At 61.4% G+C, this 23,883-nt stretch carries 17 protein-coding genes; 6 read left to right on the top strand and 11 right to left on the bottom strand.

Going from position 1 to position 23,883, the window contains the following annotated elements:
• Positions 1-36: 36 nt before the first annotated feature.
• Positions 37-348, bottom strand: a complete 312-nt coding sequence (locus tag JTY93_RS05275; protein WP_205476062.1) for a YqfO family protein — start codon at positions 346-348, stop codon at positions 37-39.
• 4 nt (positions 349-352) lie between these two features.
• A complete protein-coding gene (gene purL / locus JTY93_RS05270) occupies positions 353-4,249 on the bottom strand; it encodes a phosphoribosylformylglycinamidine synthase (protein WP_133715846.1) in 3,897 nt (1,298 codons plus the stop codon).
• A gap of 287 nt (positions 4,250-4,536) precedes the next feature.
• Here purL and mltF point away from each other — a divergent pair, with 287 nt between their 5' ends.
• Complete coding sequence (gene mltF, locus JTY93_RS05265) at positions 4,537-5,997, top strand: membrane-bound lytic murein transglycosylase MltF (protein WP_205476061.1); 1,461 nt, start codon at positions 4,537-4,539, stop codon at positions 5,995-5,997.
• A gap of 621 nt (positions 5,998-6,618) precedes the next feature.
• Here mltF and JTY93_RS05260 read toward each other — a convergent pair.
• The 5 genes from JTY93_RS05260 to treP all read right to left on the bottom strand — a co-directional run bounded on the left by JTY93_RS05260 (position 6,619) and on the right by treP (position 14,060).
• On the bottom strand, positions 6,619-6,906 hold the full coding sequence (locus tag JTY93_RS05260; protein WP_169997278.1) for a PTS sugar transporter subunit IIB: 288 nt from the start codon (positions 6,904-6,906) through the stop codon (positions 6,619-6,621).
• A 2-nt stretch (positions 6,907-6,908) separates the two neighbouring features.
• Entirely contained in the window at positions 6,909-9,431 is a 2,523-nt protein-coding gene (gene ptsP, locus JTY93_RS05255; RefSeq protein WP_205476060.1) for a phosphoenolpyruvate--protein phosphotransferase, read from the bottom strand.
• Positions 9,432-9,480: 49 nt separating this feature from the next.
• Positions 9,481-10,701: a maltoporin gene (locus JTY93_RS05250; protein WP_205476059.1), complete on the bottom strand. Its 1,221-nt coding sequence runs from the start codon at positions 10,699-10,701 to the stop codon at positions 9,481-9,483.
• 149 nt (positions 10,702-10,850) lie between these two features.
• The gene (treC, locus tag JTY93_RS05245) at positions 10,851-12,497 is read right to left on the bottom strand and encodes an alpha,alpha-phosphotrehalase (protein ID WP_205476058.1); all 1,647 of its coding nucleotides are present in this window, start codon (positions 12,495-12,497) and stop codon (positions 10,851-10,853) included.
• Positions 12,498-12,617: 120 nt separating this feature from the next.
• Positions 12,618-14,060: a PTS system trehalose-specific EIIBC component gene (gene treP / locus JTY93_RS05240; protein ID WP_205476057.1), complete on the bottom strand. Its 1,443-nt coding sequence runs from the start codon at positions 14,058-14,060 to the stop codon at positions 12,618-12,620.
• Positions 14,061-14,376: 316 nt separating this feature from the next.
• On the opposite strand from treP, the gene treR reads away from it, so the two are divergent.
• Together treR and JTY93_RS05230 are read left to right on the top strand one after the other, a co-directional pair.
• A complete protein-coding gene (treR, locus tag JTY93_RS05235; RefSeq protein WP_205476056.1) occupies positions 14,377-15,081 on the top strand; it encodes a trehalose operon repressor in 705 nt (234 codons plus the stop codon).
• Positions 15,082-15,218: 137 nt separating this feature from the next.
• The gene (locus tag JTY93_RS05230; protein WP_169997262.1) at positions 15,219-15,530 is read left to right on the top strand and encodes a hypothetical protein; all 312 of its coding nucleotides are present in this window, start codon (positions 15,219-15,221) and stop codon (positions 15,528-15,530) included.
• 131 nt (positions 15,531-15,661) lie between these two features.
• Here JTY93_RS05230 and guaA read toward each other — a convergent pair whose 3' ends face one another.
• The 4 genes from guaA to JTY93_RS05210 form a co-directional block, all read right to left on the bottom strand.
• Positions 15,662-17,239 carry a glutamine-hydrolyzing GMP synthase gene (gene guaA / locus JTY93_RS05225; RefSeq protein ID WP_032890732.1) on the bottom strand — a complete coding sequence of 526 codons (1,578 nt, stop codon included), beginning with the start codon at positions 17,237-17,239 and terminating at the stop codon, positions 15,662-15,664.
• Between the two features lie 81 nt (positions 17,240-17,320).
• Positions 17,321-18,790 (bottom strand): IMP dehydrogenase, encoded by a 1,470-nt coding sequence (guaB, locus tag JTY93_RS05220; RefSeq protein ID WP_016977684.1) that lies wholly within the window; start codon positions 18,788-18,790, stop codon positions 17,321-17,323.
• A 217-nt stretch (positions 18,791-19,007) separates the two neighbouring features.
• The gene (locus tag JTY93_RS05215; protein WP_005791157.1) at positions 19,008-19,556 is read right to left on the bottom strand and encodes a hypothetical protein; all 549 of its coding nucleotides are present in this window, start codon (positions 19,554-19,556) and stop codon (positions 19,008-19,010) included.
• 154 nt (positions 19,557-19,710) lie between these two features.
• Complete coding sequence (locus JTY93_RS05210; protein WP_205476055.1) at positions 19,711-20,478, bottom strand: sulfite exporter TauE/SafE family protein; 768 nt, start codon at positions 20,476-20,478, stop codon at positions 19,711-19,713.
• A gap of 99 nt (positions 20,479-20,577) precedes the next feature.
• Here JTY93_RS05210 and JTY93_RS05205 point away from each other — a divergent pair, with 99 nt between their 5' ends.
• Genes JTY93_RS05205 through JTY93_RS05195 form a run of 3 tightly spaced genes read left to right on the top strand, consistent with a single transcriptional unit; the run spans position 20,578 to position 23,703 of the window.
• The gene (locus tag JTY93_RS05205; RefSeq protein ID WP_205476054.1) at positions 20,578-21,468 is read left to right on the top strand and encodes a LysR family transcriptional regulator; all 891 of its coding nucleotides are present in this window, start codon (positions 20,578-20,580) and stop codon (positions 21,466-21,468) included.
• A gap of 30 nt (positions 21,469-21,498) precedes the next feature.
• Positions 21,499-22,878: an exodeoxyribonuclease VII large subunit gene (xseA, locus tag JTY93_RS05200; protein WP_205476053.1), complete on the top strand. Its 1,380-nt coding sequence runs from the start codon at positions 21,499-21,501 to the stop codon at positions 22,876-22,878.
• 3 nt (positions 22,879-22,881) lie between these two features.
• Positions 22,882-23,703: a M23 family metallopeptidase gene (locus JTY93_RS05195; protein WP_205476052.1), complete on the top strand. Its 822-nt coding sequence runs from the start codon at positions 22,882-22,884 to the stop codon at positions 23,701-23,703.
• The last annotated feature ends 180 nt before the right edge of the window (positions 23,704-23,883 follow it).

The following is a 23,883-nucleotide window of genomic DNA, read 5'->3' as shown; positions in this document are numbered from 1 at the left end:
CGGTCCAGCGGGTTTGTTTTTTTGCCAATCAGCGCATCAGAAATCCGCCAACTGCCACACCTCGTACGCCGGTGTTTCGTAGGGATGACTGAGCTTCAATGCCGCCACAACGGCCTGGATCAACTCATCCGCCACCACCAGCTCAACCTTCCATTCTTCGACGACTTCGACCTGGCCAACCTGGCCGATAAACGGCTGGCTACCGTCCAGGGCGCGGAACTGGCCACGCCCCAATACCTGCCAGGCGCAGTTGTCGTAGTTGCCGATGCGCCCACCACCTGCGGCGAAGAGGGCGGTTTTCACCGTCTCCACATGGCTGTCGGGCACAAAGAAGCTGAGCTTGTACACAGCCTTAGTTCACCCACACGCGAGCGTTACGGAACATGCGCATCCACGCGCCGTCTTCGTTCCACTCTTCAGGGCGCCACGAGTTCTGCACGGCGCGGAACACACGCTCCGGGTGCGGCATCATGATGGTGACGCGACCGTCGCGGCTGGTAAGGCCGGTGATCCCGCGCGGCGAGCCGTTCGGGTTGGCCGGGTAGCTTTCAGTGACCTTGCCGTGGTTGTCGACAAAACGCAGGGCCACGGTGCCGGACAGATCGGCTTCCAACAGGGCTTCTTCGCTTTCGAACTCGGCATGGCCTTCACCGTGGGCGATGGCGATCGGCATGCGCGAACCGGCCATGCCCTGCAGGAAGATCGAGTTGGACTCCTGCACCTGCACCATGGCCACACGGGCTTCGAACTGCTCGGAACGGTTGCGCACAAAGTGCGGCCAGAACTCGCTGCCCGGGATCAGTTCGCTGAGGTTGGACATCATCTGGCAACCGTTGCACACACCCAGGGTGAAGCTGTCGTTACGTTCGAAGAACCCCTGGAACGCATCGCGGGCACGGCTGTTGAACAGGGCCGACTTGGCCCAGCCTTCACCGGCACCCAGCACGTCGCCGTAGGAGAAACCACCGCAGGCCACCAGGCCTTTGAACTCATTGAGGTCAACGCGACCGGCGAGAATGTCGCTCATGTGCACGTCGATCGCATTGAAGCCGGCACGGTCGAACGCCGCCGCCATTTCCACCTGGCCATTGACGCCCTGCTCACGCAGTACGGCAACTTGAGGGCGAATGCCTTTCTTGATGTAAGGCGCGGCAATGTCCTGGTTGACGTCGAAGCTGAGCTTGGCGCTCAGGCCCGGGTTGTCTTCTTCCAGGATCACCTCGAATTCCTGCTCGGCGCAGTCGACGTTGTCACGCAGGCGCTGGATCTGGTAGCTGGTCTCGGCCCACTGGCGTTGCAGCAGGCGGCGCTGGCCGGCGAACACGGTGTCACCGTTGAACGAGATATTGATCTCACCGTTGTTGATCGGCTGGCCGATCACGGCCACGCAATCGTCCAGGCCAGCGGCGCTGAATTGTGCGAGTACATCCGGGGTAGCGTCCTGGCGCACCTGGATCACCGCGCCCAACTCTTCGTTGAACAGGATGCCGTTGATCTCGGCTGCATCCTCGGCAACGCTGTCGAGCACGATGTTCAGGCCGCAGTGACCGGCGAACGCCATCTCTACAACGCTGGTCAGCAAGCCGCCGTCGGAACGGTCGTGGTAAGCCAGCAGGTGGCCGTCGGCATTCAGGCCCTGGATCACGGCGAAGAAGGCTTTGAGGTCTTCCGCATCATCCACGTCCGGCGCGTGTTTGCCGAGTTTGCCGTGGGTCTGCGCCAGGATCGAGGCGCCCATGCGGTTCTGGCCACGGCCCAGGTCGATCAGGATCAGATCGGTGGTGCCCTTGTCCATGCGCAGTTGCGGGGTCAGGGTCTGGCGGATATCGGTGACCGGGGCGAAGCCGGTAACGATCAACGACAGCGGCGAAGTGACGCTCTTGTCGCTGCCATCTTCGTTCCAGCGGGTGGCCATGGACATGGAGTCCTTGCCCACCGGGATGGTGATGCCCAACTCGGGGCACAGCTCCATGCCGACCGCTTTTACGGTGTCGTACAGGCGCGCATCTTCGCCCGGATGACCGGCGGCCGACATCCAGTTGGCCGACAGTTTGATGTCGGACAGCTTGCCAATACGGGAAGCAGCGATGTTGGTGAGGGTTTCACCAATGGCCATGCGGCCCGACGCCGGGGCGTCCAGCAGGGCCAGCGGCGTGCGCTCGCCCATGGCCATGGCTTCACCGGTATACACGTCGAAGCTGGTGGCGGTGACGGCAACGTCAGCCACTGGAACCTGCCATGGGCCGACCATTTGGTCACGGGCAACCAGGCCGGTGATGGTGCGGTCGCCAATGGTGATCAGGAAGCTTTTGCTGGCCACGGCCGGGTGGTGCAGCACGCGTTCGATGCTGTCGGCCAGTTCCAGTGTGCTTGGGTCGAAATCATCGCCCAACTCGGCTTCACGTACCGCCGAGCGGTGCATGCGTGGGGCTTTGCCCAGCAGCACTTCAAGGGGCATGTCTACCGGGCTGTTGCCGAAGTGGCTGTCGGTGACAGTCAGTTGCGGCTCGGCAGTGGCTTCGCCGACCACCGCAAACGGGCAGCGCTCGCGCTCGCAGATGGCCTGGAAGCGTTCGAAGTCCGCCGGGCCAACGGCCAGTACGTAACGTTCCTGGGATTCGTTGCTCCAGATTTCGTGCGGGGCCATGCCCGGCTCGTCGTTTGGAATATTGCGCAGCTCGAAACGGCCGCCACGGTCGCCATCGTTGACCAGCTCCGGGAAGGCGTTGGACAAACCGCCCGCGCCGACGTCGTGGATAAAGCTGATGGGGTTCTTGTCACCCAACTGCCAGCAACGGTCGATGACTTCCTGGCAACGGCGTTCCATTTCCGGGTTTTCGCGCTGTACGGAAGCAAAGTCCAGGTCTGCCGAGCTGGTGCCGGTGGCCATGGAGGAAGCCGCGCCGCCGCCCAGGCCGATCAACATCGCCGGGCCGCCAAGCACGATCAGCTTGGAGCCGACCAGGATCTCGCCCTTCTGCACGTGGTCTTCACGGATGTTGCCCATGCCGCCAGCCAACATGATCGGCTTGTGGTAGCCGCGCACTTCATCGCCACGGGGGGTGGTGATGGACTGCTCGAAAGTACGGAAGTAACCGGTCAGGGCCGGACGCCCGAATTCGTTGTTGAACGCGGCGCCGCCCAGCGGGCCTTCGATCATGATGTCGAGTGCGGTAACGATGCGCTCAGGCTTGCCGTACGGCACTTCCCACGGCTGTTCGAAGCCTGGGATCTGCAGGTTGGATACGGTGAAACCGGTCAGGCCAGCCTTGGGCTTGGCGCCACGGCCGGTTGCACCTTCGTCGCGGATCTCGCCGCCCGAGCCGGTGGCTGCGCCCGGGAACGGGGCAATTGCGGTCGGGTGGTTGTGGGTCTCGACCTTCATCAAGATATGCACCGGTTCCTGCACCGCGCCGTACTGGCGGGTTTCAGGGTCCGGGAAGAAACGGCCGGCGACGCTGCCGACGATCACCGAGGCGTTGTCTTTATAAGCCGACAGAACGCCTTCGCTGTGCATCACGTAGGTGTTCTTGATCATGCCGAACAGGCTTTTTTCCTGGCTCTGACCATCGATATCCCAACTGGCGTTGAAGATCTTGTGCCGGCAGTGCTCGGAGTTGGCCTGGGCGAACATCATCAGTTCGATGTCATGGGGGTTGCGCTGCAAACCGTTGAAGGCGTTGACCAGGTAATCGATCTCGTCTTCGGCCAGGGCCAGGCCCAGCTCGGTGTTGGCCTTCTCGAGGGCGGCGCGGCCACCGCCCAGCACGTCAATCGCAGTGAGCGGCTTGGGCTCGGCGTGGCTGAACAGGCCGGCGGCCTGTTCCAGCTGGCTGACGATGATCTGGGTCATGCGGTCGTGCAGGCTGCTGGCGATCAGCTCGGCTTCGGCATCGCTGAACTGGCCAGCCACGTAGAAGGCGATCCCGCGTTCCAGGCGCTGGATTTTTTCCAGGCCGCAGTTGCGGGCGATATCGCTGGCCTTGCTCGACCAGGGCGAGATGGTGCCAAACCGCGGCAGAACCAGGAACAAGCGGCCGGTCGGCTCTTGAACGGGAACGCTGGGGCCGTACTTCAGAAGGCGTGCCAGCACTTGCTGTTCGTCGGCGGTCAAAACGCCGTTAACGTCGGCGAAGTGAGCAAATTCAGCATACAAGCCAGTGACAGCTGGAACCTTCTGGCTCAGTTGCTCAAGGAGTTTGCTGTGGCGAAAGGCAGAAAGGGCAGGAGCGCCGCGCAGGATCAACATCTTCGGGACAGCCTCGGGAAGGGGGTGTGCTTTGAGGCCGTGCATTCTAGCGTAAACCTGCGCCAACGGCACCCGAAACGGCACCACTGGCCGCTGCCGAACGTCAGTTGGCCGCGATTGCACGGTATCGGGGCGTTTTCCAGGGTCGCCGGTGCAGTTTTTTTAACCGTCACAATTGCGCCCCAGGCCACGTTTCTGCGGGCTGCAGCACAGTTTCGCAGGCGCTAGCAGACAACGCCCATGCTGTCGAGATATGGCGCCGTGGGCCGTTTGCGTATACTGCGCAGATGTTCTCCCCAACTGCTTTGCGCCCGCGATGTGCCAAATGGCTCCTCGCCACCGGACTCTTCCTGATGCTCAGCGCCTGTGTTGATAAGCCCAGCACGCTCGAGCGAATCAAGGAGGATGGCGTATTGCGGGTGATTACCCGAAACAGTCCGGCCACCTATTTCCAGGACCGCAACGGCGAAACCGGTTTCGAATACGAACTGGTCAAGCGCTTTGCCGACGACCTGGGGGTGAAACTTGAAATCGAGACCGCCGACAACCTCGACGACCTGTTCGGCCAGTTGGGCAAACCCAACGGCCCGGTATTGGCCGCCGCCGGCCTGGTCAGCAGCGAACAGCGCAAACAGCAGGTGCGCTTTTCCCACGCGTACCTGGAAGTCACCCCGCAGATCATCTACCGCAACGGCCAGTCCCGCCCCACCAACGCGGCAGACCTGGTAGGCAAGAAGATCATGGTGCTCAAGGGCAGCACCCACGCCGAGCAACTGGCCGAGCTGAAAAAGCAGAACCCTGCGATTGAATACGAAGAGTCCGACGCGGTTGAAGTGGTCGACCTGCTGCGCATGGTCGACGAAGGGCAGATCGACCTGACCCTGGTCGATTCCAATGAAGTGGCGATGAACCAGGTGTACTTCCCCAACGTACGGGTGGCCTTTGACCTGGGCAACGCCAGCAACCAGAGCTGGGCGGTGGCTGCAGGTGAAGACAACAGCCTGCTCAACGAGGTCAACAGCTACCTCGACAAGGTCGAGAAGAACGGCACCTTGCAGCGCCTCAAGGATCGTTATTACGGGCATGTCGATGTACTGGGCTACGTTGGCGCCTACACCTTTGCCCAGCATTTGCAGCAGCGCCTGCCCAAGTACGAGAAGTTCTTCAAGACCTCGGCCAAGGAAGAAAAGGTCGATTGGCGGCTATTGGCAGCCATTGGCTACCAGGAATCGCTGTGGCAACCGACGGTCACCTCCAAGACCGGCGTGCGCGGCTTGATGATGCTGACCCAGAACACCGCCCAGGCCATGGGCGTGTCCAACCGCCTCGACGCCCGACAAAGCATCAAGGGCGGTGCCAAGTACCTGGCGATGATCAAGAGCGAACTGGACGACAAGATCCTTGAACCTGATCGCACCTGGTTTGCGCTGGCGGCCTACAACGTCGGCGGCGGCCACCTCGATGACGCACGCAAGCTGGCACAAAAAGAAGGCCTGAACCCGAACAAATGGCTGGACGTTAAGAAAATGCTGCCGCGCCTGTCGCAGAAGCAGTGGTACAGCAAGACCCGCTACGGCTACGCCCGTGGCGGCGAACCGGTACATTTCGTGGCCAACATCCGTCGTTACTACGACATCCTGACCTGGGTGACCCAGCCGCAGCTGGAAGGCAACCAAGTGGTGGAAGGCAACCTGCACGTCCCGGGCGTGGACAAAACCAAGCCGCCGGAAGACACCCCCCAACTCTAGCCCCCAGGCTTGCTGTGGCTGTGGCAAACAGGCTTGTTTGTGGCGAGCGGGCTTGCCCCGCGCTGGGCTGCGAAGCAGCCCCCAATAAGGCCACCGGATTTCTGCCTGACAAACCCCGATTGCCACAAGGGGCGTGGCATGTGCCGAAGCTCTGGCAACACAACCCAACACTCTGAAGACCACAGTCCTATTGTGAAAACCACTCTTACTGTGGCGAGCGGGCTTGCCCCGCGTTGGGCTGCGAAGCAGCCCCAATAAGGCCACCGGATTTCTGCCTGATAAATCCCGATTGCAGGTTTTGGGGCCGCTGCGCAGCCCAACGCGGGCGATGCGGCGTTCCGACAAGCCCGCTCGCCACAGGGGGCGCGGCATGGATCGAAGCTCTGGCACCACACCCCAACACCCTGAAGACCACAGGCTTACTGTGAAAACCACTCTTACTGTGGCGAGCGGGCTTGCCCCGCGCTGGGCTGCGAAGCAGCCCCAATAAGGCCGCTGAATTTCTGCCTGATAAACCCCGATTACAGGTTTTGGGGCCGCTGCGCAGCCCAACGCGGGGCAAGCCCGCTCGCCACGGGAGGCCGTTTGCCGCGGAGGCTGGCTCAGATTGATCGAATGCGGTCAGCTCAGGCCTGTGATCAGATGCACTACCCCGCCTGTCAATATCATCACGGCAGTAATTCCCGCTGCCTTCAGCCCCATTTCATCGACCAGGGTCGGGTCTTGTAGCTGCACACGGATCCGCGTCAAAGCCACTCGCTGTTGCGACTTCAGGTTTGTCGCCCCGCCCAGCGCACTCAACACCGCCGGCGCCAACATCGCATCAGCCGCAGGCTCGGCGTTCGGCGTTTCGGCCACCAGGTCCGGAGTCAGGGCTTTCCAGAACGCTTGCTGTAGTTTCTCGAACATGCTCAATGCTCCACGACAGGTAAAGTTTCTACAGTCGCCGTGTGGTAAAGGCGCAAGGCCTCGCGCACTTGGGCGGCTTCCTCCAGACCTAGTACCTGGCGGGCGATGATCTGGCAGTCCGCCAGGTCCAGCTCACGCACGGTGGCCTTGATACTGGGGATCAGCGGCACGCTGACGGACAGTTCGTCCACCCCCAGCCCGATCAGCATCGGCACCGCCAGCGCTTCGGACGCCAGCGCGCCACATACGCCCACCCACTTGCCGTGGGCATGGGCGGCCTTGACCGTGGTGGCGATCAAGCGCAGCACCGCCGGGTGAAAACTGTCGGCCTGACTGGCCAGGCGTGGGTGGTCGCGGTCCATGGCCAGGGTGTATTGGGTCAGGTCATTGGTGCCAATGGAGAAAAAATCCACATGGGGCGCGAACACATCCGCCATCAAGGCTGCCGATGGCACCTCGATCATGATCCCCAGCTTCGGCAGCTCGCTAAGCCCCAAGGCCAGCGCTTGCTCCTCCAGGATCTCGCGGGCCTGGCGCAGCTCCGACAGTAGGCTGACCATCGGCAACATGATGTGCAACCGCGCCAGGCCGGCGCTGGCCAGGATTGCCCGGAACTGCTCGCGCAACAGCTCGGGACGTTCCAGGCACAGGCGAATTCCGCGCAAGCCAAGAAAGGGGTTGGTCTCGCTGTCCATCGGCACATAGGCCAAGGGTTTGTCACCGCCCACATCAAGCGTGCGCACCACCAGATTGCGCTCGGTGCCCAGGACACCAGCAATGGCGCTGTAGGTCTGGGCCTGTTCCTGCGGGCTCGGCGCGCGGTTGCGGTCCAGGTAGAGAAACTCCGAGCGCAACAGCCCGACCCCCTCGGCCCCCAGCGCCAGGGCTTGCTGCACTTCTTGCAGCGAAGCGACGTTGGCGGTCACTTCAATATGATGACCATCGCGGGTGGTGGCGGCCAAGGCGGCCTGCTGCAGATCGCGCTGGTGGCGCACAACCTGCTGCTCGCGCGCGGCCCGCAGCGTCTCGATCACTACCGGGTCCGGGTCGAGGTGCAGTTCGCCTTTGTCGGCGTCCAGCAACACTGGCTTGCCATCGGGCAATGCCAGGACCTGGGCCGGCACACCGCAAATCGCCGGCAAGCCAAGGGCGCGAGCAAGAATGGCGACGTGGCTGGTGGCCCCTCCGGCAACGGTGATAAACCCCAACACCTTGCCCGGGTCGAGGCTGGCGGTTTGCGAAGGCGTCAATTGCTCGGCAATCAGGATGGCCTGCTCCGGCAAATCCCAGGCGCCGTCCTGGACCCCGAGGATCTGCTTGAGGACCCGCTGGCCAACATCCGCCATATCGGCGGCACGCTCGGCCAACAGTGGGCTGCCCGATTGCTCGAACAACGCAGCGGTGGCGAGTGTGGCGCTGTTCCAGGCGAAGGCCGCGCTCTTGCCTTGGGCGAGCAGGCCGTGGGCGTGTTCTAGTAGGGTCGGGTCTTCGAGCAATTCCTGATGGGCACGGAAAATCTGTGCCTGGGCGCTATCCCCGGCCTTGTCCTGCAGCGCTTGCAGTGCTTGGGCGGCAGCCTGTAAACCACACGTCAGAGCGGCACGTTCTGGCGTCTCGCCAGCGCCCTTTTCAGTCACGCTCAGCTCAGGCTCGGCGACCTGCACCACGTGGCCAAACGCCGAACCTGGCGATGCACACACGCCCCGCAATACCGTTGCCGATGACAGCGGGGCGATGGCTTCAGCCACCACCGCCACCGCTTCGCCGCACCCGTCGGCCAACAGCGCGACCAACGCCTCGATCGCCGCCGCCGCATCCGCCCCCGCCGCACTCACTTGCAGGGTATCGCCGCGCACCGTCTGCAAGCCCATGATCGCCACCAGTGATTTGGCGTTGGCGCTCTGGGTTTGCTTGTGCAGGCAGATGCTCGCTTTGAAACCTTTTGCGGCCTGGGCCAGCACCGCCGCCGGACGGGCATGCAGGCCGTTGGCATTGGGCAACGTCAGGGGCTTGGAAAACAGGGCCTCGCCCTCTTCTTCCGAGTCATTGGCGGCACGTGTTGCAGGCGTCACGTGCAGCAACGGTTGCCCGGCTTCAACCAGCCCCGTGTCCGCCGCCAGCAGCGTAAATGGCTCGCCGCTGACCACCAGCATCAGGGTCAGCAAACTGCGGGCATTGAGTGCGATGTAGTCGGCATCAAACTCAATCAGCGGCTGCCCTGCCGCCACCCGCTGGCCCTCCTCGACCAACCGGGTGAACCCCTTGCCCGCCAGGTTCACGGTATCCAGGCCGATATGCATCAGCACCTGCACGCCGTGGTCGTCAGTGACGCTGACCGCATGACCACTGTCCTGGATATTGCTGATCACCCCGGCCAGCGGTGCGCAGAGGGTCTGCGAGGTGGGATCGATACACACGCCGTCGCCAATCAGGCGGCTGGAGAACACCGGATCCGGCACCTGGTCCAGGGGCAACAGCACGCCCGCCAGGGGCGCCAGCAGTTCCAGGGGTTGAGTTGTGGTCATGACTTCACCTGCTGTTTTGTTCTGTAAAAATCAAAGGGGTGACGAAGGTTTATTTCCACCAGTATTCGACCTGCACACCGAAGTTGGAACCGTGCCGCGCACTGCCGTAGGAGCCGCTGTCGGACAACGCCGAACCCGCCGCCAGTTCATTGGCCGCACGCTTGGCCGCTTCGTTCCAGGTGGCATAGGTGTAGTACAACCGCACTTCCGGCCGCGCCCAGAAATCCGGGCCTTTGGGCGACCAGGTCGGGGCGAATGTGAACTTGCTGAGCTTGCGCGTGCCGCCGCTGGCATCCACTTGGTCATGGCCCAGTTCGGTGACCAGCTTGAACTGTTCGCTGATGGCATACGCCGGGCGCACACCAATGGACATCCAGGTTTGGTCCTGGCTGCCAGGACGCACATCTTTCTGGTACACCGCCTCGACCTGGCCGCCAAACCGCGGGGTCACTTGCCAGTCAAAAAACTCCACCGCGCGGTAGCTTTTGCTGCTGCGTTCCAGTGCCGTGTTGCCGGTGTAGCCAAGGCCAGTGCCCGGCCCTTCACCGTACTGCAGGGCAAACTTGTTCTTGCCGCCGAGAAAGGCCGCCTGCACATGCTGGGCTGTGAGGGCCCAGCCGCTGTGGGTATCGCGCCCGCCAGCCTGTTCGATATAACTCAGGCCCAGCTCCAGCTCCCCGCCGGGGTTAGTCTTGAAGCCGGCGACGTTGAAGTCGTGACGGGTGGCGTATTCCTTCTGGTACAGGTTGTCCTTGCGCGACAGGGCGTAGCTGTATTTCAGATCGCCAATCAGCACGTCCTCGATACCGCCGCCGGTGGCGCTCTGGTTCCAGTAGTAGAAGTCGGAAATATGGATGTCATTTCGTTTGTAGTAGCGCCGGCCGGCCCACAGTGAACCGCCGTTGAGGCTGGGCATGTTCGACCACTGCGCATACATCTGCGGCATGCGGGCCGAACCATTGTTTTCGCCCTGGAACTTCAGCTCGCGGTCGTACTTGTTGTACAGCGAGGCCATGGCATCGACGCTCAGCACCGAGCCGTCATCGAAGGTGAACAGGTCCTGGCGTAACTCCAACTCGGCATACTGTTCGCATTCGTTGCCCAAGCGGTATTTGGATTGGGCGCCCGGCAGTTGGAAACACTGCTGCGGGCCGCTGCCGGTCGAGGTGCCGGCGCCGCTGCGCAGGTAGCCTGCGAATTCCAGGGCGTGGGCCGCCAGGGGCAGGGTCAGACAGGATGCAGCGAGGCCCAGCTTTATTGTTGTTTTCATGAAGCGCTCCTTTTTCTTATTGTGTGTAACGCGATTCTGTAGGAGCGAGCTTGCTCGCGAAAATCGTCAACGATGACGTGGGCATTGCGGATGCACGCGGCGCTTTGAAGTTTTTCGCGAGCAAGCTCGCTCCTACAAAAAGGGGAATCTCAGTCGGTCAGGTGCAGCACAAAAGACTCGTATGGGCGCAAGGTGATGCTGTCGGTGCGCACCGGGCAGTCGGGGTAGTTGCTGATCAGCAGCCGTTGCGCGCTCGCTGCGCTGATCACGTGGTCCGGCAGCTGGATTTCGCAGGGCTGGCCATAGAAGTTGTTCAGCACCAGCAGGCGCTCGCCATGGCCTTCGCGCAGATACGCCCAGACCTTGGCGTGATCGAGCAGCAGCTGGCGGTAAACGCCCTGCTGAATCAGCGGTTCAAGGCGACGCAAAGCGATCAGCGCCCGGTAGTGATGCAGCACCGAATCCGGGTCATCCAACTGGCTCTGGACATTGATCTGCGCCGCATTGGCCGGGATGCCAATCCACGGTTCAGCGCTGCTGAAGCCGGCATTGGCCTGGTCGTCCCATTGCATTGGCGTGCGCCCGTTATCGCGGGACTTTTGCATGATGGCAGCCATGCTTGACGCTTCGGACTCACCCGCATCGCGCTTGAGGCGATAGATATTCAGGGTCTCGACATCGCGGTATTGCCCGATCTGCTCGAAGCCCGGATTGGTCATGCCCAGCTCTTCGCCCTGGTACACAAACGGCGTGCCCTGCAGAAAGTGCAAGGCGGTGGCGAGCATCTTGGCCGAGACCACGCGGTACTCGCCGTCATCACCAAATCGCGAGACGACCCGCGGCTGGTCATGGTTACACCAGAACAGCGCATTCCAACCGCCACCGGCCTGCATGCCCAGTTGCCAGTCAGAGAGAATCTGCTTGAGTTGCAGGAAGTCGAAGTCGGCGCGCACCCATTTTTGCAGGTTGGGGTAATCGACTTTCAGGTGATGAAAGTTGAAGGTCATCGACAGCTCTTTCGACTCTGGGCGCGAGTAGCGAATGCAGTGCTCGAGGCTGGTGGACGACATCTCGCCAACGTTGATCAAGTCGTGGCCTTCGAAGACTTCGCGGTGCATTTCCTGCAGGTACTCATGCACGTGCGGGCCGTCGGTGTAGAAGCGCCGGCCATCGCTGTTGTCTTCGGGAAAATCCGCCGGTTTGGAAATCAGGTTGATCACGTCCAGGCGGAAACCGCCCACGCCTTTGTCACGCCAGAAGCGCATGAGTTTGTAGACTTCGGCGCGCACCTGGGGGTTGTCCCAATTGAGGTCAGCCTGGGTGTGGTCGAACAGGTGCAGGAAGTACTGGCCGGTCTGCGCTTCGTATTCCCAGGCCGAGCCGCCGAACTTGGATTCCCAGTTGTTCGGCTGGTCGCGCCAGATGTAGAAGTCGCGATACGGGTTGTCGAGGCTGCTGCGAGCCTGCTGGAACCATTCGTGCTCGATGGAGGTGTGGTTGACCACGATGTCGAGCATCAGCTTGATCCCGCGCTTGGCGGCTTCGCTGATCAGCAGGTCGCAGTCGGCCATGGTCCCGTAGCTGGGATCGATGGCGTAGTAGTCGCTGATGTCATAGCCGTTGTCGCGCTGGGGCGAGCGCAGGAACGGGGTGATCCACAGGCAATCCACGCCCAGCCATTGCAGGTAGTCGAGCTTGTCCACGATGCCCAGCAGGTCACCGGTGGCGTTACCCGCGTGGCTGTGGAAGCTCTTGGGGTAGATCTGGTAGATCACCGAGTGTTGCCAGTCTTGCATGGTGGGTTCCTTCAGTTGATTTTTGTGCTGGCCTTGAGGGCCTCTTCGCGAGCAAGCCCGCTCCCACAAGGGGGAACGCATTTCAAATGTGGGAGCGGGCTTGCTCGCGAAGGCGGTAGTTCAGGCGACCCGGTATCCAGGCCGGACAATCTTCATGCTCAACCCACAGGTCAAAACAAACGGCACCACAATCGCCACCGCCATGCCGATCACAAACATTGGGATGTACTGCGGGATGATCGAGATAAACCCAGGCAAGCCGCCCACGCCGATGGCCGAGGCCTGGACCTTGTTCAGCGAGAGGAAAATGCTACCCAGGGCCGAGCCGAGCAACGCGGCGTAGAACGGGAACTTGAAGCGCAGGTTTACCCCGAACATCGCCGGCTCAGTGATGCCGAAGTAGGCAGAAATCGCCGAGGTCGAAGCCATGCTTTTGTCCCGCGCATTGCGGCTCATGTAGAACACCCCGAGTGCCGCGCTGCCCTGGGCCAGGTTGGACATGACAATCATCGGCCAGATAAATGTGCCGCCCTGGGTCGAGATCAGTTGCAGGTCCACGGCGAGGAACATGTGGTGCATGCCGGTGATCACCAGCGGTGCATACAGCAGGCCGAAAATCGCCCCGCCGACCATCGGCGCCAGGTCGAACAACGTGACGACGCCTTCGGTGATCAGGATGCCGAGGTGCCGGGTGACCGGGCCGATGATCGCCAGGGCCAGCACGCCGGTGACGACGATGGTGGTGATCGGCACGACGAGCAATTGGATGGCATTGGGCACGCGCGCCCGCAGCCATTTTTCAATCACGCTCATGACATAGGCCGCCATCAGGATCGGCAGGATCTGCCCCTGATAACCCACTTTCTCGATCTGGAACCAGCCAAAAATATCGAAGTACGGCAGGCTCTGGCCGTCGAGCCCGGCCACTGCCTTGCCATAGTTCCAGGCGTTGAGCAGGTCCGGGTGCACCAGCATCAGGCCGAGCACGATGCCGAGGATTTCACTGCCACCAAAACGCTTGGCCGCCGACCATCCCACCAGCGCCGGCAGGAACACGAACGAGGTGTTGGCCATCAGGTTGATCAGGCTCCACAGGCCATCCAGGTTCGGATAGGCCTCCAGCAAAGTCTGGCCCTCGATGAACATGCCTTTGGCGCCCATCAGGTTGTTGATGCCCATCAGCAGGCCGGCAATGATCAGCGCCGGCAGGATCGGCATGAACACATCGGAGAACACCCGAACCAGGCGCTGCAGGGCGTTGGTCTTGTCGGCGCCCTTCTTCTTCACATCGGCGATGGTGGCGGCAGCCAGGCCGGTCTGTTCGCGTAGGGCGGCGTAGACCTTTTCGACTTCGCCGGGGCCGATGACGATCTGGAACAGGCCGCCGGTGAAGAACGAGCCCTTGACCAGATCGACCTGGTTCAATGCACTGGCGTTGACCAGGCTCGGGTCCTTGAGCGCCAGGCGCAGGCGCGTCACGCAGTGGGCGGCTTGCTCAAGGTTGTCGCTGCCTCCGAGATTTTCGAGGATCTCGCGGGCAATAGTTGAATAGTCGTGGCTCATGCTTGTTCTTCCACTTTAGATTCTTGTTATTGGCAGCACGCCGAGGGCAAAAGTACTCGTACAGACGAGTTAAAGCAACAACTCGTCTGTACGAGTTACAAAAATATCCAATAACCTCTTTCCTGCAGGAGCGAGCTTGCTCGCGAAGAACCTGAGGGCAACGCGGGCTGTCCGGGTTCTCGCGTTATCGTTGACGTTTTTCGCGAGCGAGCTCGCTCCTACAGGGATTGGCGATATCTGAGGGTCCAATGGACAAAGCCCGCCTCTGCCACTAAGGTTCCTGCCTTGAACGCAAACGCGGCACAGAGCCCTCTCCATGAGTAAATACAACCAGATCTACACCGATCTGCTTGCCAGCATCACCACCGAACGCCTGCAACGCGGCACGCGCCTTCCCTCTGAAACTGAACTGATGGACGCCTACCAGGCCAGCCGTGGCACCGTGCGCCGGGCCATCGAGCAACTGCAGGAGCGTGGGTTCGCGCAAAAAATCCATGGCAAGGGCACCTTCGTGCTGTCAGCCAACCCGATTGAGTTTCAACTGGGCGGCATCGTCAGCTTCCACGAAACCCACGCCGACCTGGGCGATGACGTACGCACCGAAGTGGTCGAGTTCACCCAACTCCCGCTGGAAGGCTCGCTGCTGCAACATATCGAGGCCGAGCCCGGCACCCTGATCACCCGCATCAAGCGAGTGCGGCGCATTGGCGGCAAACGGGTGATCCTCGACATCAACCACTTCGTCGCCGACCTGATCCCGGGCCTGGACCAGACGATTGCCGAACAGTCGATCTACGCGTTTATCGAACAGACATTGCAGCTGCAAATCAGCTATGCCCAGCGCACCATCGAAGCCCTGCCCCGCAGCAAGGACGATCAGGCGCACTTGGACCTCGACGGCCAAAGCCACGTGATTGTGGTGAGTAACCAGACGTTTTTGCAGGACGGGCGGCAGTTCGAGTACACCGAGTCGCGGCATACGTTGGATAAGTTTTACTTTTCGGATATTGCGCGGCGCTGAAGCAGGAACGAGGAAAAGCCCTGTGAACACTCCATACAAATGGAGTGAACAGTTACCGCAAGCCATCGGCGAGTCACGGGATGACGTCCCCCAGCTACACAGGGACAACGGCACGGATCTCATAGAGGAAGAAAACCATGCTCACGAAGAGCCTGTTACTGAGTTTTTGCACTGTGTTATTGATTGGCTGCACAGGCAGAGGCTTTCAACCGCCGCCGCCGGAATTTACCAATTGGAAGAAGACCGGGGTCACTGAAAAGGGCGTCAAGAGCGCGATGACCGCATGCGGCTATACCAACCTAACAGGGACGGGAGACCGTACGCCGATTGACCAGGTACTCACGCAGTTTTATTGCATGAAAGACGCAGGCTTCAAACGCACAGACAACATTGACCTGTGCAAGGAAGGTCGCATCGGCGAATCACCGGTGTGCGAAGGCCGCCGGTAAACCAGTACGGCACCGCAGCTGGGCAGTTGCGCCACGAGCCTGGGTAGCCCCCAAAAAAGCCAAAAGCCCGCAATTACGCGGGCTTCAGGGCATTTCTTGTTAATGGGTGCCGGGCAATACCGGACGCCCCATCATTCCCACTCAATCGTCGCCGGTGGCTTGCTCGACACGTCATACGTCACGCGCGAAATACCTTCGATCTCATTGATGATACGGCCGCTGACGGTCTCCAGCAGTTCGTACGGCAGGTGTGCCCAGCGGGCGGTCATGAAGTCGATGGTTTCTACGGCACGCAGCGCCACGACCCAGGCGTAACGGCGGCCATCGCCTACAACGCCAACCGATTTCACCGGCTGGAACACCACGAATGCCTGGCTGACCTTGTGGTACCAGTCGGCCTTGCGCAGTTCTTCGATGAAGATGTGGTCGGCACGACGCAACAGGTCGGCGTATTCCTTCTTCACTTCACCCAGGATGCGCACGCCCAGGCCCGGGCCCGGGAATGGGTGGCGGTAGACCATGTCGTACGGCAGGCCCAGTTCCAGGCCCAGACGGCGGACTTCGTCCTTGAACAGTTCGCGCAGCGGTTCTACCAGCTTGAGGTTCATTTCCTCAGGCAGGCCACCCACGTTGTGGTGGGACTTGATCACGTGGGCCTTGCCGCTCTTGGCGCCAGCCGACTCGATCACGTCGGGGTAGATGGTGCCCTGGGCGAGGTACTTGATGTTGTCCAGTTTGTTGGACTGGGCATCGAAGACGTCGATGAAGGTGCGACCGATGATCTTGCGCTTCTTCTCAGGGTCCGACTCGCCGGCCAGGTTGTTGAGGAACTGGTCCTCGGCATTGGCGCGGATGACCTTGACGCCCATGTTCTCGGCGAACATGGCCATCACTTGCTCACCTTCGTGCAGGCGCAGCAGGCCGTTGTCGACGAAGACGCAGGTCAGTTGGTCGCCAATCGCCTTGTGCAGCAGTGCGGCAACCACGGAGGAGTCGACGCCGCCAGACAGGCCCAGCAGCACGTTGTCGGTACCGACCTGGGCGCGCACGTTGGCGATGGCGTCTTCAGCGATTTTCGACGGGGTCCACAGGGCTTCACACTCGCAGATGTCGAGGATGAAGCGCGACAGGATGCGCCCGCCTTGCTTGGTGTGGGTCACTTCCGGGTGGAACTGCACGCCGTAGTAACGACGCTCGTCGCTGAACATGCCGGCGATCGGGCAGCTCGGGGTGCTGGCCAGGATGTGGAAGTCTTCCGGCATCTTGGTGACCTTGTCACCGTGGCTCATCCAGACGTCGAGGCCGAACAGGCCGTCGGCGTCGACGTGGTCTTCGATGCCGTCCAGCAGGCGGCTCTTGCCGACCACGTCGACGCGGGCATAACCGAATTCACGCAACTCGGAACCTTCGACCTTGCCGCCCAGTTGCTCGGCCATGGTCTGCATGCCGTAGCAGATACCGAAGACCGGCACGCCCAGGTCAAACACCGCTTGCGGGCAGCGCGGGCTGTTGGCTTCGTGCACGGACTCGGGGCCACCGGCGAGGATGACGCCTTTAGGAGCGAATTCGCGGATCGCTTCGTCGTCCATATCGAACGGATGCAGTTCGCAGTACACGCCGATTTCACGCACGCGGCGGGCAATCAGTTGGGTGTACTGGGAACCGAAGTCGAGGATCAGGATACGGTGGGCGTGAATGTCGAGGGCCATGAAGTCAGTCTCGTCTAATGAATCAGAAACAACTCGGGGCTGAAAGAACAGCCCCGGTTACTTAACGTTTTGCTGGAAGCCTCAACCTACGCGGTAGTTTGGCGCTTCCTTGGTGATCTGCACGTCGTGGACATGGGATTCAGCCATGCCGGCGCCGGTGATCCGTACGAACTCTGGCTTGGTGCGCATTTCTTCGATGTCGGCGCTGCCGGTGTAGCCCATCGAGGAACGCAGGCCGCCCATCAGTTGATGGATGATGGCGCTCAGGGTGCCCTTGTACGGCACACGGCCTTCGATGCCTTCCGGGACGAGCTTCTCGGCGCCTGCCGAGGAGTCCTGGAAGTAGCGGTCGGAAGAACCTTGCGCCTGGGACATGGCACCCAACGAACCCATGCCGCGGTAAGCCTTGTAGGAACGGCCCTGGAACAGTTCGATCTCGCCTGGCGCTTCTTCGGTACCTGCGAACATCGAGCCCATCATCACGCAGGAAGCACCGGCTACGATGGCCTTGGACAGGTCACCGGAGAAACGGATGCCGCCGTCGGCGATCAACGGAACGCCAGTGCCTTCAAGGGCAGCGGCGACATTGGCGATGGCGCTGATTTGCGGCACGCCCACACCGGCGACGATACGCGTGGTGCAGATCGAGCCAGGGCCGATACCGACCTTGACTGCGTCGGCGCCGGCTTCGGCCAGGGCCTTGGCAGCTGCGCCGGTGGCGATGTTGCCGCCGATCACCTGCACGTCAGGGAAGTTCTGCTTGACCCAGCGTACGCGGTCGATCACGCCTTTGGAGTGACCGTGGGCAGTGTCGACCACCACCACGTCAACACCGGCAGCGACCAGGGCCGAAACGCGGTCGCCGGTGTCTTTACCGGTGCCCACGGCGGCGCCAACGCGCAGACGACCTTGGTCATCCTTGCTGGCCAGCGGGTAAGCCTTGGCTTTTTCGATATCGTTGACGGTCATCATGCCCTTGAGGGCGAATTTGTCGTCGACGATCAGCACGCGCTCGATGCGGTGCTTGTGCAGCAGTTCACGCACATCGTTCTTGTCGGCGCCTTCCTTGACAGTGACCAGACGCTCTTTAGGCGTCATCACTTCACGGACGGTGACTTCAAGACGGTTTTCGAAGCGCACGTCACGGGAAGTGACGATGCCGACCAGGTCGCCATCATGCAGCACTGGAACACCGGAGATGTTGTGCAGGCGGGTCAGGTCGAACAGGTCGCGTACGGTGGCGTCGGCTTCGATGGTGATTGGATCTTTCACCACACCGGCTTCGTAACGCTTGACCTTGCGCACTTCGGCAGCTTGCTGCTCGATGGTCATGTTCTTGTGGATGATGCCAATGCCGCCTTCCTGAGCCATGGCGATGGCCAAACGGGCTTCGGTGACGGTGTCCATGGCAGCGGAAACCAGGGGAATATTCAGCTCGATGCCACGGGTTAGGCGGGTCTTGAGACTGACTTCGTTAGGAAGCACCTCGGAGTAACCGGGCACTAGGAGAATGTCGTCGAATGTCAGAGCTTCTTGGCTGATACGCAGCATCGCGGGGGCTCCCGAGCGGGAAAATGGAAGCGCGCCATTATATACATGCGCCCTGTCGGGCTCAATGTAAAACTCTGACAAACTTGGTAATACTGATAGATGGGTAAAACGCACCGCTTATCTGTAGGAGCGAGCTTGCTCGCGAAGATCGTGAAGGCACTGCGCAAAACCAGACAGCCAGCGTTATCGTTGACGATTTTCGCGAGCAAGCTCGCGCCTACAATTCGACTTTGACCCAACTCATCTTCTGGTCGAGCCAGTCGGCAAATTCGTCGATAAAGCTCTGTTTGAAGCCCGCTTCCGCCCAGTTGTTGAAGATGAAGCCCAGGTTGGAAAAGCCGCATTCCTGCAGGAACAGGAAGCCGTTGATGTCATCTTCATGCCCACACAGCGGGCAGGTGAAGTTGTCGGTATGGCCGGGCATCCAGTCTTCGAGGCTCTCGAACAGGGCTTCGCCCACTTCTTTAAGGCACTCCGGGCAGCCGGCTTCTTCGAGAAAACCCTTGGCCGGGGTATAGATGCAGCGTTTGTAGATGATTTCCAGGCCATTGACCGGTTCATTGAACGGCAACGCCTCGGGGTGCAGCACCACAGCGCGGGCGCCGTCGGCCAGGGCATAGCCCATGCGGTTGCCGGTGCGGCCACAGGTGGTCAGTTCTTCCTTGATGATGTTCTTGCGCACCAGCCAGCGCACGATGGCCCGGGCGCGGGGTTCGTGGACGGGCAAGGTGGAGATTTTCGGGACAAGGATGCTTTGGGAGTTCATGGGAGTCCTGCGGTGTGGCGTCTGGCGCCTTCGCGAGCAAGCCCGCTCCCACATTCGACTGCATTCCTACAGGAGAAATGCAGTCGAATGTGGGAGCGGGCTTGCTCGCGAAGAGGCCCTAAAAGCTGGCAGCTTAATCCCTGACACCCAGAGGTCAAGTACTCAAATACCGCCCAATCAACGCTATGCCACTGGCCAGCACCAGCCACGTCACCAACCGCACAAACGCCTCGCGGGACATGCCCAGGGTCAATCGCCGCCCCGCCCACAGCCCGAGGGCCATCGCCGGCAGCAGGCACACCGCCAACATCAGCAACGGCAACTCGGCATACACCCCGGCGATCAAAAACAAACTCAGGCGCACCACCGTGCTCGCGCTGATCAACGCACTTTGGGTGGCTCGCGCACCGTCCTTGGGCAGGCGGCTGTTCAGATAGATCGCATATAAAAAGCCGCCACTGCCAAACAAGGCCCCGAACAGTCCGCCCACTACGCCCATGGGTACCGACCAGCCGGCAGCCAGGGCTGTGGGCTTGGCCTTTACCGCCAGGGTGTAGATGGCATAGGCGCTGATAAACAGGCCCATCAACAGCAGGAGCAGGTCCGAATGCAGGTTGAGCAAGAAGATCACGCCGAGGGTGCAGCCAATGGCCATGCACGGTAGTAAGCGCAACAGCTCCGGCTTGACCACGTCCCGCCGCGATTGCAGGAGGTTGCCAAAGGCCGCGACGAAATCCAGCAGCACCAGCAACGGAATGATCTTCGACAGCGGCATAAACATAATCAGGATCGGCCCGGCCACCAGCGCCGTGCCAAAGCCGGCGATGCCAAACACGATATAGGCCAGGGCGATCCCCAGGCCGATCACCAACCAGTCCACCGGACCAAACGACCACTGCCCCATCAATTCAACCAGACTCATGAAATATTCCTTGTCAGCGATGGCCCTCACTTTAGCCAAGCGAGTGGGTTGCGACTAATATCTTCAAAGCCCTCAACCTATCTCGAAAAGGCATGACTCGTGATTTCCATCCGGCAACTGCGTTACTTCGTCGAAATCGTCGAGAGCGGCAGTTTCAGCGCCGCTGCCGAACGGCTGTTTGTCGCACAATCGGCCCTCAGCCGGCAGATCAAGGAGCTGGAAAACCTCCTGCAAACCCCACTGTTCGAGCGCACCGCCCGGCAACCGCGCCTGACGGCCGCCGGCGAAGCGTTCTACCCACGGGCACGCAACCTGCTGGGCGAATTGCACAAGGCCAGTGAACTGGCGACCCAGGTCGGCCACGGCCAACTCGGCACCCTGCGCCTGAGCCACTCCAGCACGGTGCCCATGAGCGGGCGTGTCCTGCGCGGGATCAGCGCCTGGCTGGAGCAGTGTCCCGGGGTGTCGATGGATATTGTCAAACTGTCCTCTGAAGCGCAGTTGGAGGACATTGCCGACGGTCGGCTGGAGGTCGGCCTGCTACGCCTGCCGGTGCTGCGCCAGCGCGAAGGGGTGCGCATCGTGCCGCTCTATAAAGAGCCGCTGTTGCTGGCTGTGCCTCCTACCCACCCTTTGGCCCGCCACGCCTCGGCCATTGAACTGGCGCAATTGAAAGACGAAGCCTTTATTTCGATCCCCCACCCGCAACGCGGTGGCCTGAGTTACCTGTCAGCCGAGTTATGCATGCGTGCCGGATTTTTCCCCAAGGCCGCGCGGGTGATGTCGCGCAAGACCACCCAGTTGCAGTTGATCCAGGCTGGGTTTGGCATTGCCCTGCTGCCCGAGTCGATGCGTGATATCGCCCCGGCCAACATTCACTTCCTGCCCCTGGCCGATCCTGATTGCCACAGCACGGTGGCCCTGGCCTGCGCGCAGGCGCCGAGCACGCTGGTTGCGCAGTTCTGTCAAACATTGGCCGAATGCCTATAAACTGCCGCCCATGACTAAAGATCTCCTGCCATGATTAAAGACCCGTTTGCCCGCCTGGGCATGGACCGCGAAGTCCTGACTGTCAGCCAGCTCAACGGCCGCGCTCGGGTGTTGCTCGAGGACGTGTTCACCAATATCTGGGTCGAAGGCGAGATCTCCAACCTCGCCCGCCCGGCCTCTGGGCATGTGTATTTCACCCTCAAGGACAGCGGCGCGCAGGTACGGTGTGCGCTGTTTCGCAACAACGCCGCGCGCGTGCGCCAGGCATTGAAGGATGGCCTGGCGGTCAAGGTGCGGGGCAAAGTCTCGCTGTTCGAGGGGCGTGGCGACTACCAGTTGATCCTCGACACTGTAGAGCCAGCCGGCGATGGTGCGCTGCGCCTGGCCTTCGATGCATTGAAGGAAAAGCTCAGCGCCGAAGGGCTGTTCAGGGCCGAGCGCAAGGTGCCGCTGCCGGCCCATCCGCGCCGCATCGGCATTATCAGTTCACCCACCGGCGCGGTGATTCGCGACATCATCAGCGTGTTCGGCCGCCGTGCGCCGAATGTGCAACTGACCCTGATCCCCACCGCCGTACAGGGCCGCGAGGCCGTGGCGCAGATTGTCCGCGCCCTCAAGCTGGCAGATGCCCGGGGCTTTGATGCGCTGATCCTGGCCCGTGGCGGCGGCTCCCTGGAAGACCTCTGGTGTTTCAACGAAGAAGCCGTGGCCCGTGCCATCGATGCCTGCGTGACGCCCATCGTCAGTGCGGTCGGCCATGAAACCGATGTATCCATCAGTGACTTCGTAGCCGACGTACGTGCCCCCACGCCCTCGGCTGCCGCTGAGTTGTTGGCGCCGGACGCCAGCCATCTGGTCCGCCAGGTCGAAAACCTGCACCGGCGCCTGGTGATGCTGATGCGCAATCGCCTGAGCCATGATCGCCTGCGCCTGGAAGGCATGGCCCGGCGCCTGCGTCACCCCGGTGAGCGTCTGCGCCAGCAGGCCCAGCGCCTGGATGACCTGGATATGCGCCTGCGCCGGGCGTTCGAGCGCAGCCTCAATACCCGTCGCGAACGCCTGATCCGCCTGGAAACCCGCCTGGCCGGCCAGCATCCGGGGCGCCAACTGGCCCTGCTGCGCCAGCGCCTGGACAGCCTCGCCGAACGCCTGCCCCGGGCCATGCGCGAAGGTCTCAAGGCACGGCGCCTGCAACTGCAAAGCCAGGTGCAAACGTTACAGGTGGTCAGCCCTCTGGCGACCTTGGGCCGTGGCTACAGCATCCTGCTGGACGAGCGCGGCCAGGCCATTCGCAATGCCGCGCAAACCCACACCGGCCAGCGCCTGACTGCGCGCCTCGGTGAAGGCCAACTGCAAGTGCGGGTGGAAGACAACCACCTGACACCCGTCACCCTTTCATTACTGGATTGATTGATGCCTCGTCTATTTAGCCTGTTGCTGCTGCTGTGCCTCGCTTTTAACGCCCACGCCGACAGCTACATAACCCGCACCCTGAACAAGCCGGTGCCCGGTGGTGTCGCCGTGGTCGACCTGGGCCCTGGCGCCGACGCGCCAAAAGCCACGTATCAGGGCAAACCGGTGCTGGTGGTCAAGGAACAGGACAACTGGCTGGCGATTGTCGGCATCCCGCTGACGGTCAAGCCCGGCAACGAGCGCATCAGCAGTGGCGGACGTACCCTGCCGTTTATTGTCGGGTTCAAGAAATACCCGGAACAGCGCATCACCCTGAAGAACAAAAGCCAGGTCAACCCCGAGCCTGCGCAACTCAAGCGCATCGAGGGCGAGTTGGCCGTGCAGCTCAAGGCTTATCGTAGCTTCAGCCCGAACCTGCCGAGCAACCTGGTGCTGGACAAACCAGTGAACGGCCCGCTGTCTAGCAAGTTCGGCGTGCGCCGCTTCTTTAACGGTGAAGAGCGCAACCCGCATTCGGGCCTGGACTTCGCGGTGCCCGCTGGCACGCCGATCAAGACCCCGGCCAATGGCAAGGTCATTCTGGTGGGTAACTACTTCTTTAACGGCAATACGGTGTTTGTCGACCATGGCCAGGGCTTTATCAGCATGTTCTGCCATATGTCGAAGATTGATGTGAGGGTGGGCCAGCAACTGGTGCGTGGAGCGGTGGTCGGCAAGGTCGGTTCGACGGGCCGGGCGACCGGGCCACATATGCATTGGAATATCAGCTTGAATGATGCGCGAGTGGACCCGGCGATCTTTATCGGAGCGTTCCAGCCTTGATCTGATCGCGGGGCATACTGGCGTCATCGTGGGCTTGCACGCGGTGACGCCAGATCAGGCTCCACTGATTGCGCATCTGCAAACCCTCACGCAAATAAAACAAAGCTTCCAGACATTACCCACCATAAAATCTCGTTTTATCGAGCAATAGCAGAACTTCTCTCAATTTTTTCCGACTGC

This window comes from Pseudomonas hygromyciniae, assembly GCF_016925675.1.
Classification (GTDB): domain Bacteria; phylum Pseudomonadota; class Gammaproteobacteria; order Pseudomonadales; family Pseudomonadaceae; genus Aquipseudomonas; species Aquipseudomonas hygromyciniae.
The sequence above is the reverse complement of the archived record's forward strand: the minus strand, read 5'-3'. Positions and strand labels throughout refer to the sequence as shown.

Excerpts from the sequence above, each read along its gene's own strand:
- purL (WP_133715846.1), bottom strand. The coding sequence starts at position 4,249 with ATGTTGATCCTGCGCGGCGCTCCTGCCCTTTCTGCCTTTCGCCACAGC.
- mltF (WP_205476061.1), top strand. The coding sequence starts at position 4,537 with ATGTTCTCCCCAACTGCTTTGCGCCCGCGATGTGCCAAATGGCTCCTC.
- JTY93_RS05260 (WP_169997278.1), bottom strand. The coding sequence starts at position 6,906 with ATGTTCGAGAAACTACAGCAAGCGTTCTGGAAAGCCCTGACTCCGGAC.
- ptsP (WP_205476060.1), bottom strand. The coding sequence starts at position 9,431 with ATGACCACAACTCAACCCCTGGAACTGCTGGCGCCCCTGGCGGGCGTG.
- JTY93_RS05250 (WP_205476059.1), bottom strand. The coding sequence starts at position 10,701 with ATGAAAACAACAATAAAGCTGGGCCTCGCTGCATCCTGTCTGACCCTG.
- treC (WP_205476058.1), bottom strand. The coding sequence starts at position 12,497 with ATGCAAGACTGGCAACACTCGGTGATCTACCAGATCTACCCCAAGAGC.
- treP (WP_205476057.1), bottom strand. The coding sequence starts at position 14,060 with ATGAGCCACGACTATTCAACTATTGCCCGCGAGATCCTCGAAAATCTC.
- treR (WP_205476056.1), top strand. The coding sequence starts at position 14,377 with ATGAGTAAATACAACCAGATCTACACCGATCTGCTTGCCAGCATCACC.
- JTY93_RS05230 (WP_169997262.1), top strand. The coding sequence starts at position 15,219 with ATGCTCACGAAGAGCCTGTTACTGAGTTTTTGCACTGTGTTATTGATT.
- guaA (WP_032890732.1), bottom strand. The coding sequence starts at position 17,239 with ATGGCCCTCGACATTCACGCCCACCGTATCCTGATCCTCGACTTCGGT.
- guaB (WP_016977684.1), bottom strand. The coding sequence starts at position 18,790 with ATGCTGCGTATCAGCCAAGAAGCTCTGACATTCGACGACATTCTCCTA.
- JTY93_RS05215 (WP_005791157.1), bottom strand. The coding sequence starts at position 19,556 with ATGAACTCCCAAAGCATCCTTGTCCCGAAAATCTCCACCTTGCCCGTC.
- JTY93_RS05210 (WP_205476055.1), bottom strand. The coding sequence starts at position 20,478 with ATGAGTCTGGTTGAATTGATGGGGCAGTGGTCGTTTGGTCCGGTGGAC.
- xseA (WP_205476053.1), top strand. The coding sequence starts at position 21,499 with ATGATTAAAGACCCGTTTGCCCGCCTGGGCATGGACCGCGAAGTCCTG.
- JTY93_RS05195 (WP_205476052.1), top strand. The coding sequence starts at position 22,882 with ATGCCTCGTCTATTTAGCCTGTTGCTGCTGCTGTGCCTCGCTTTTAAC.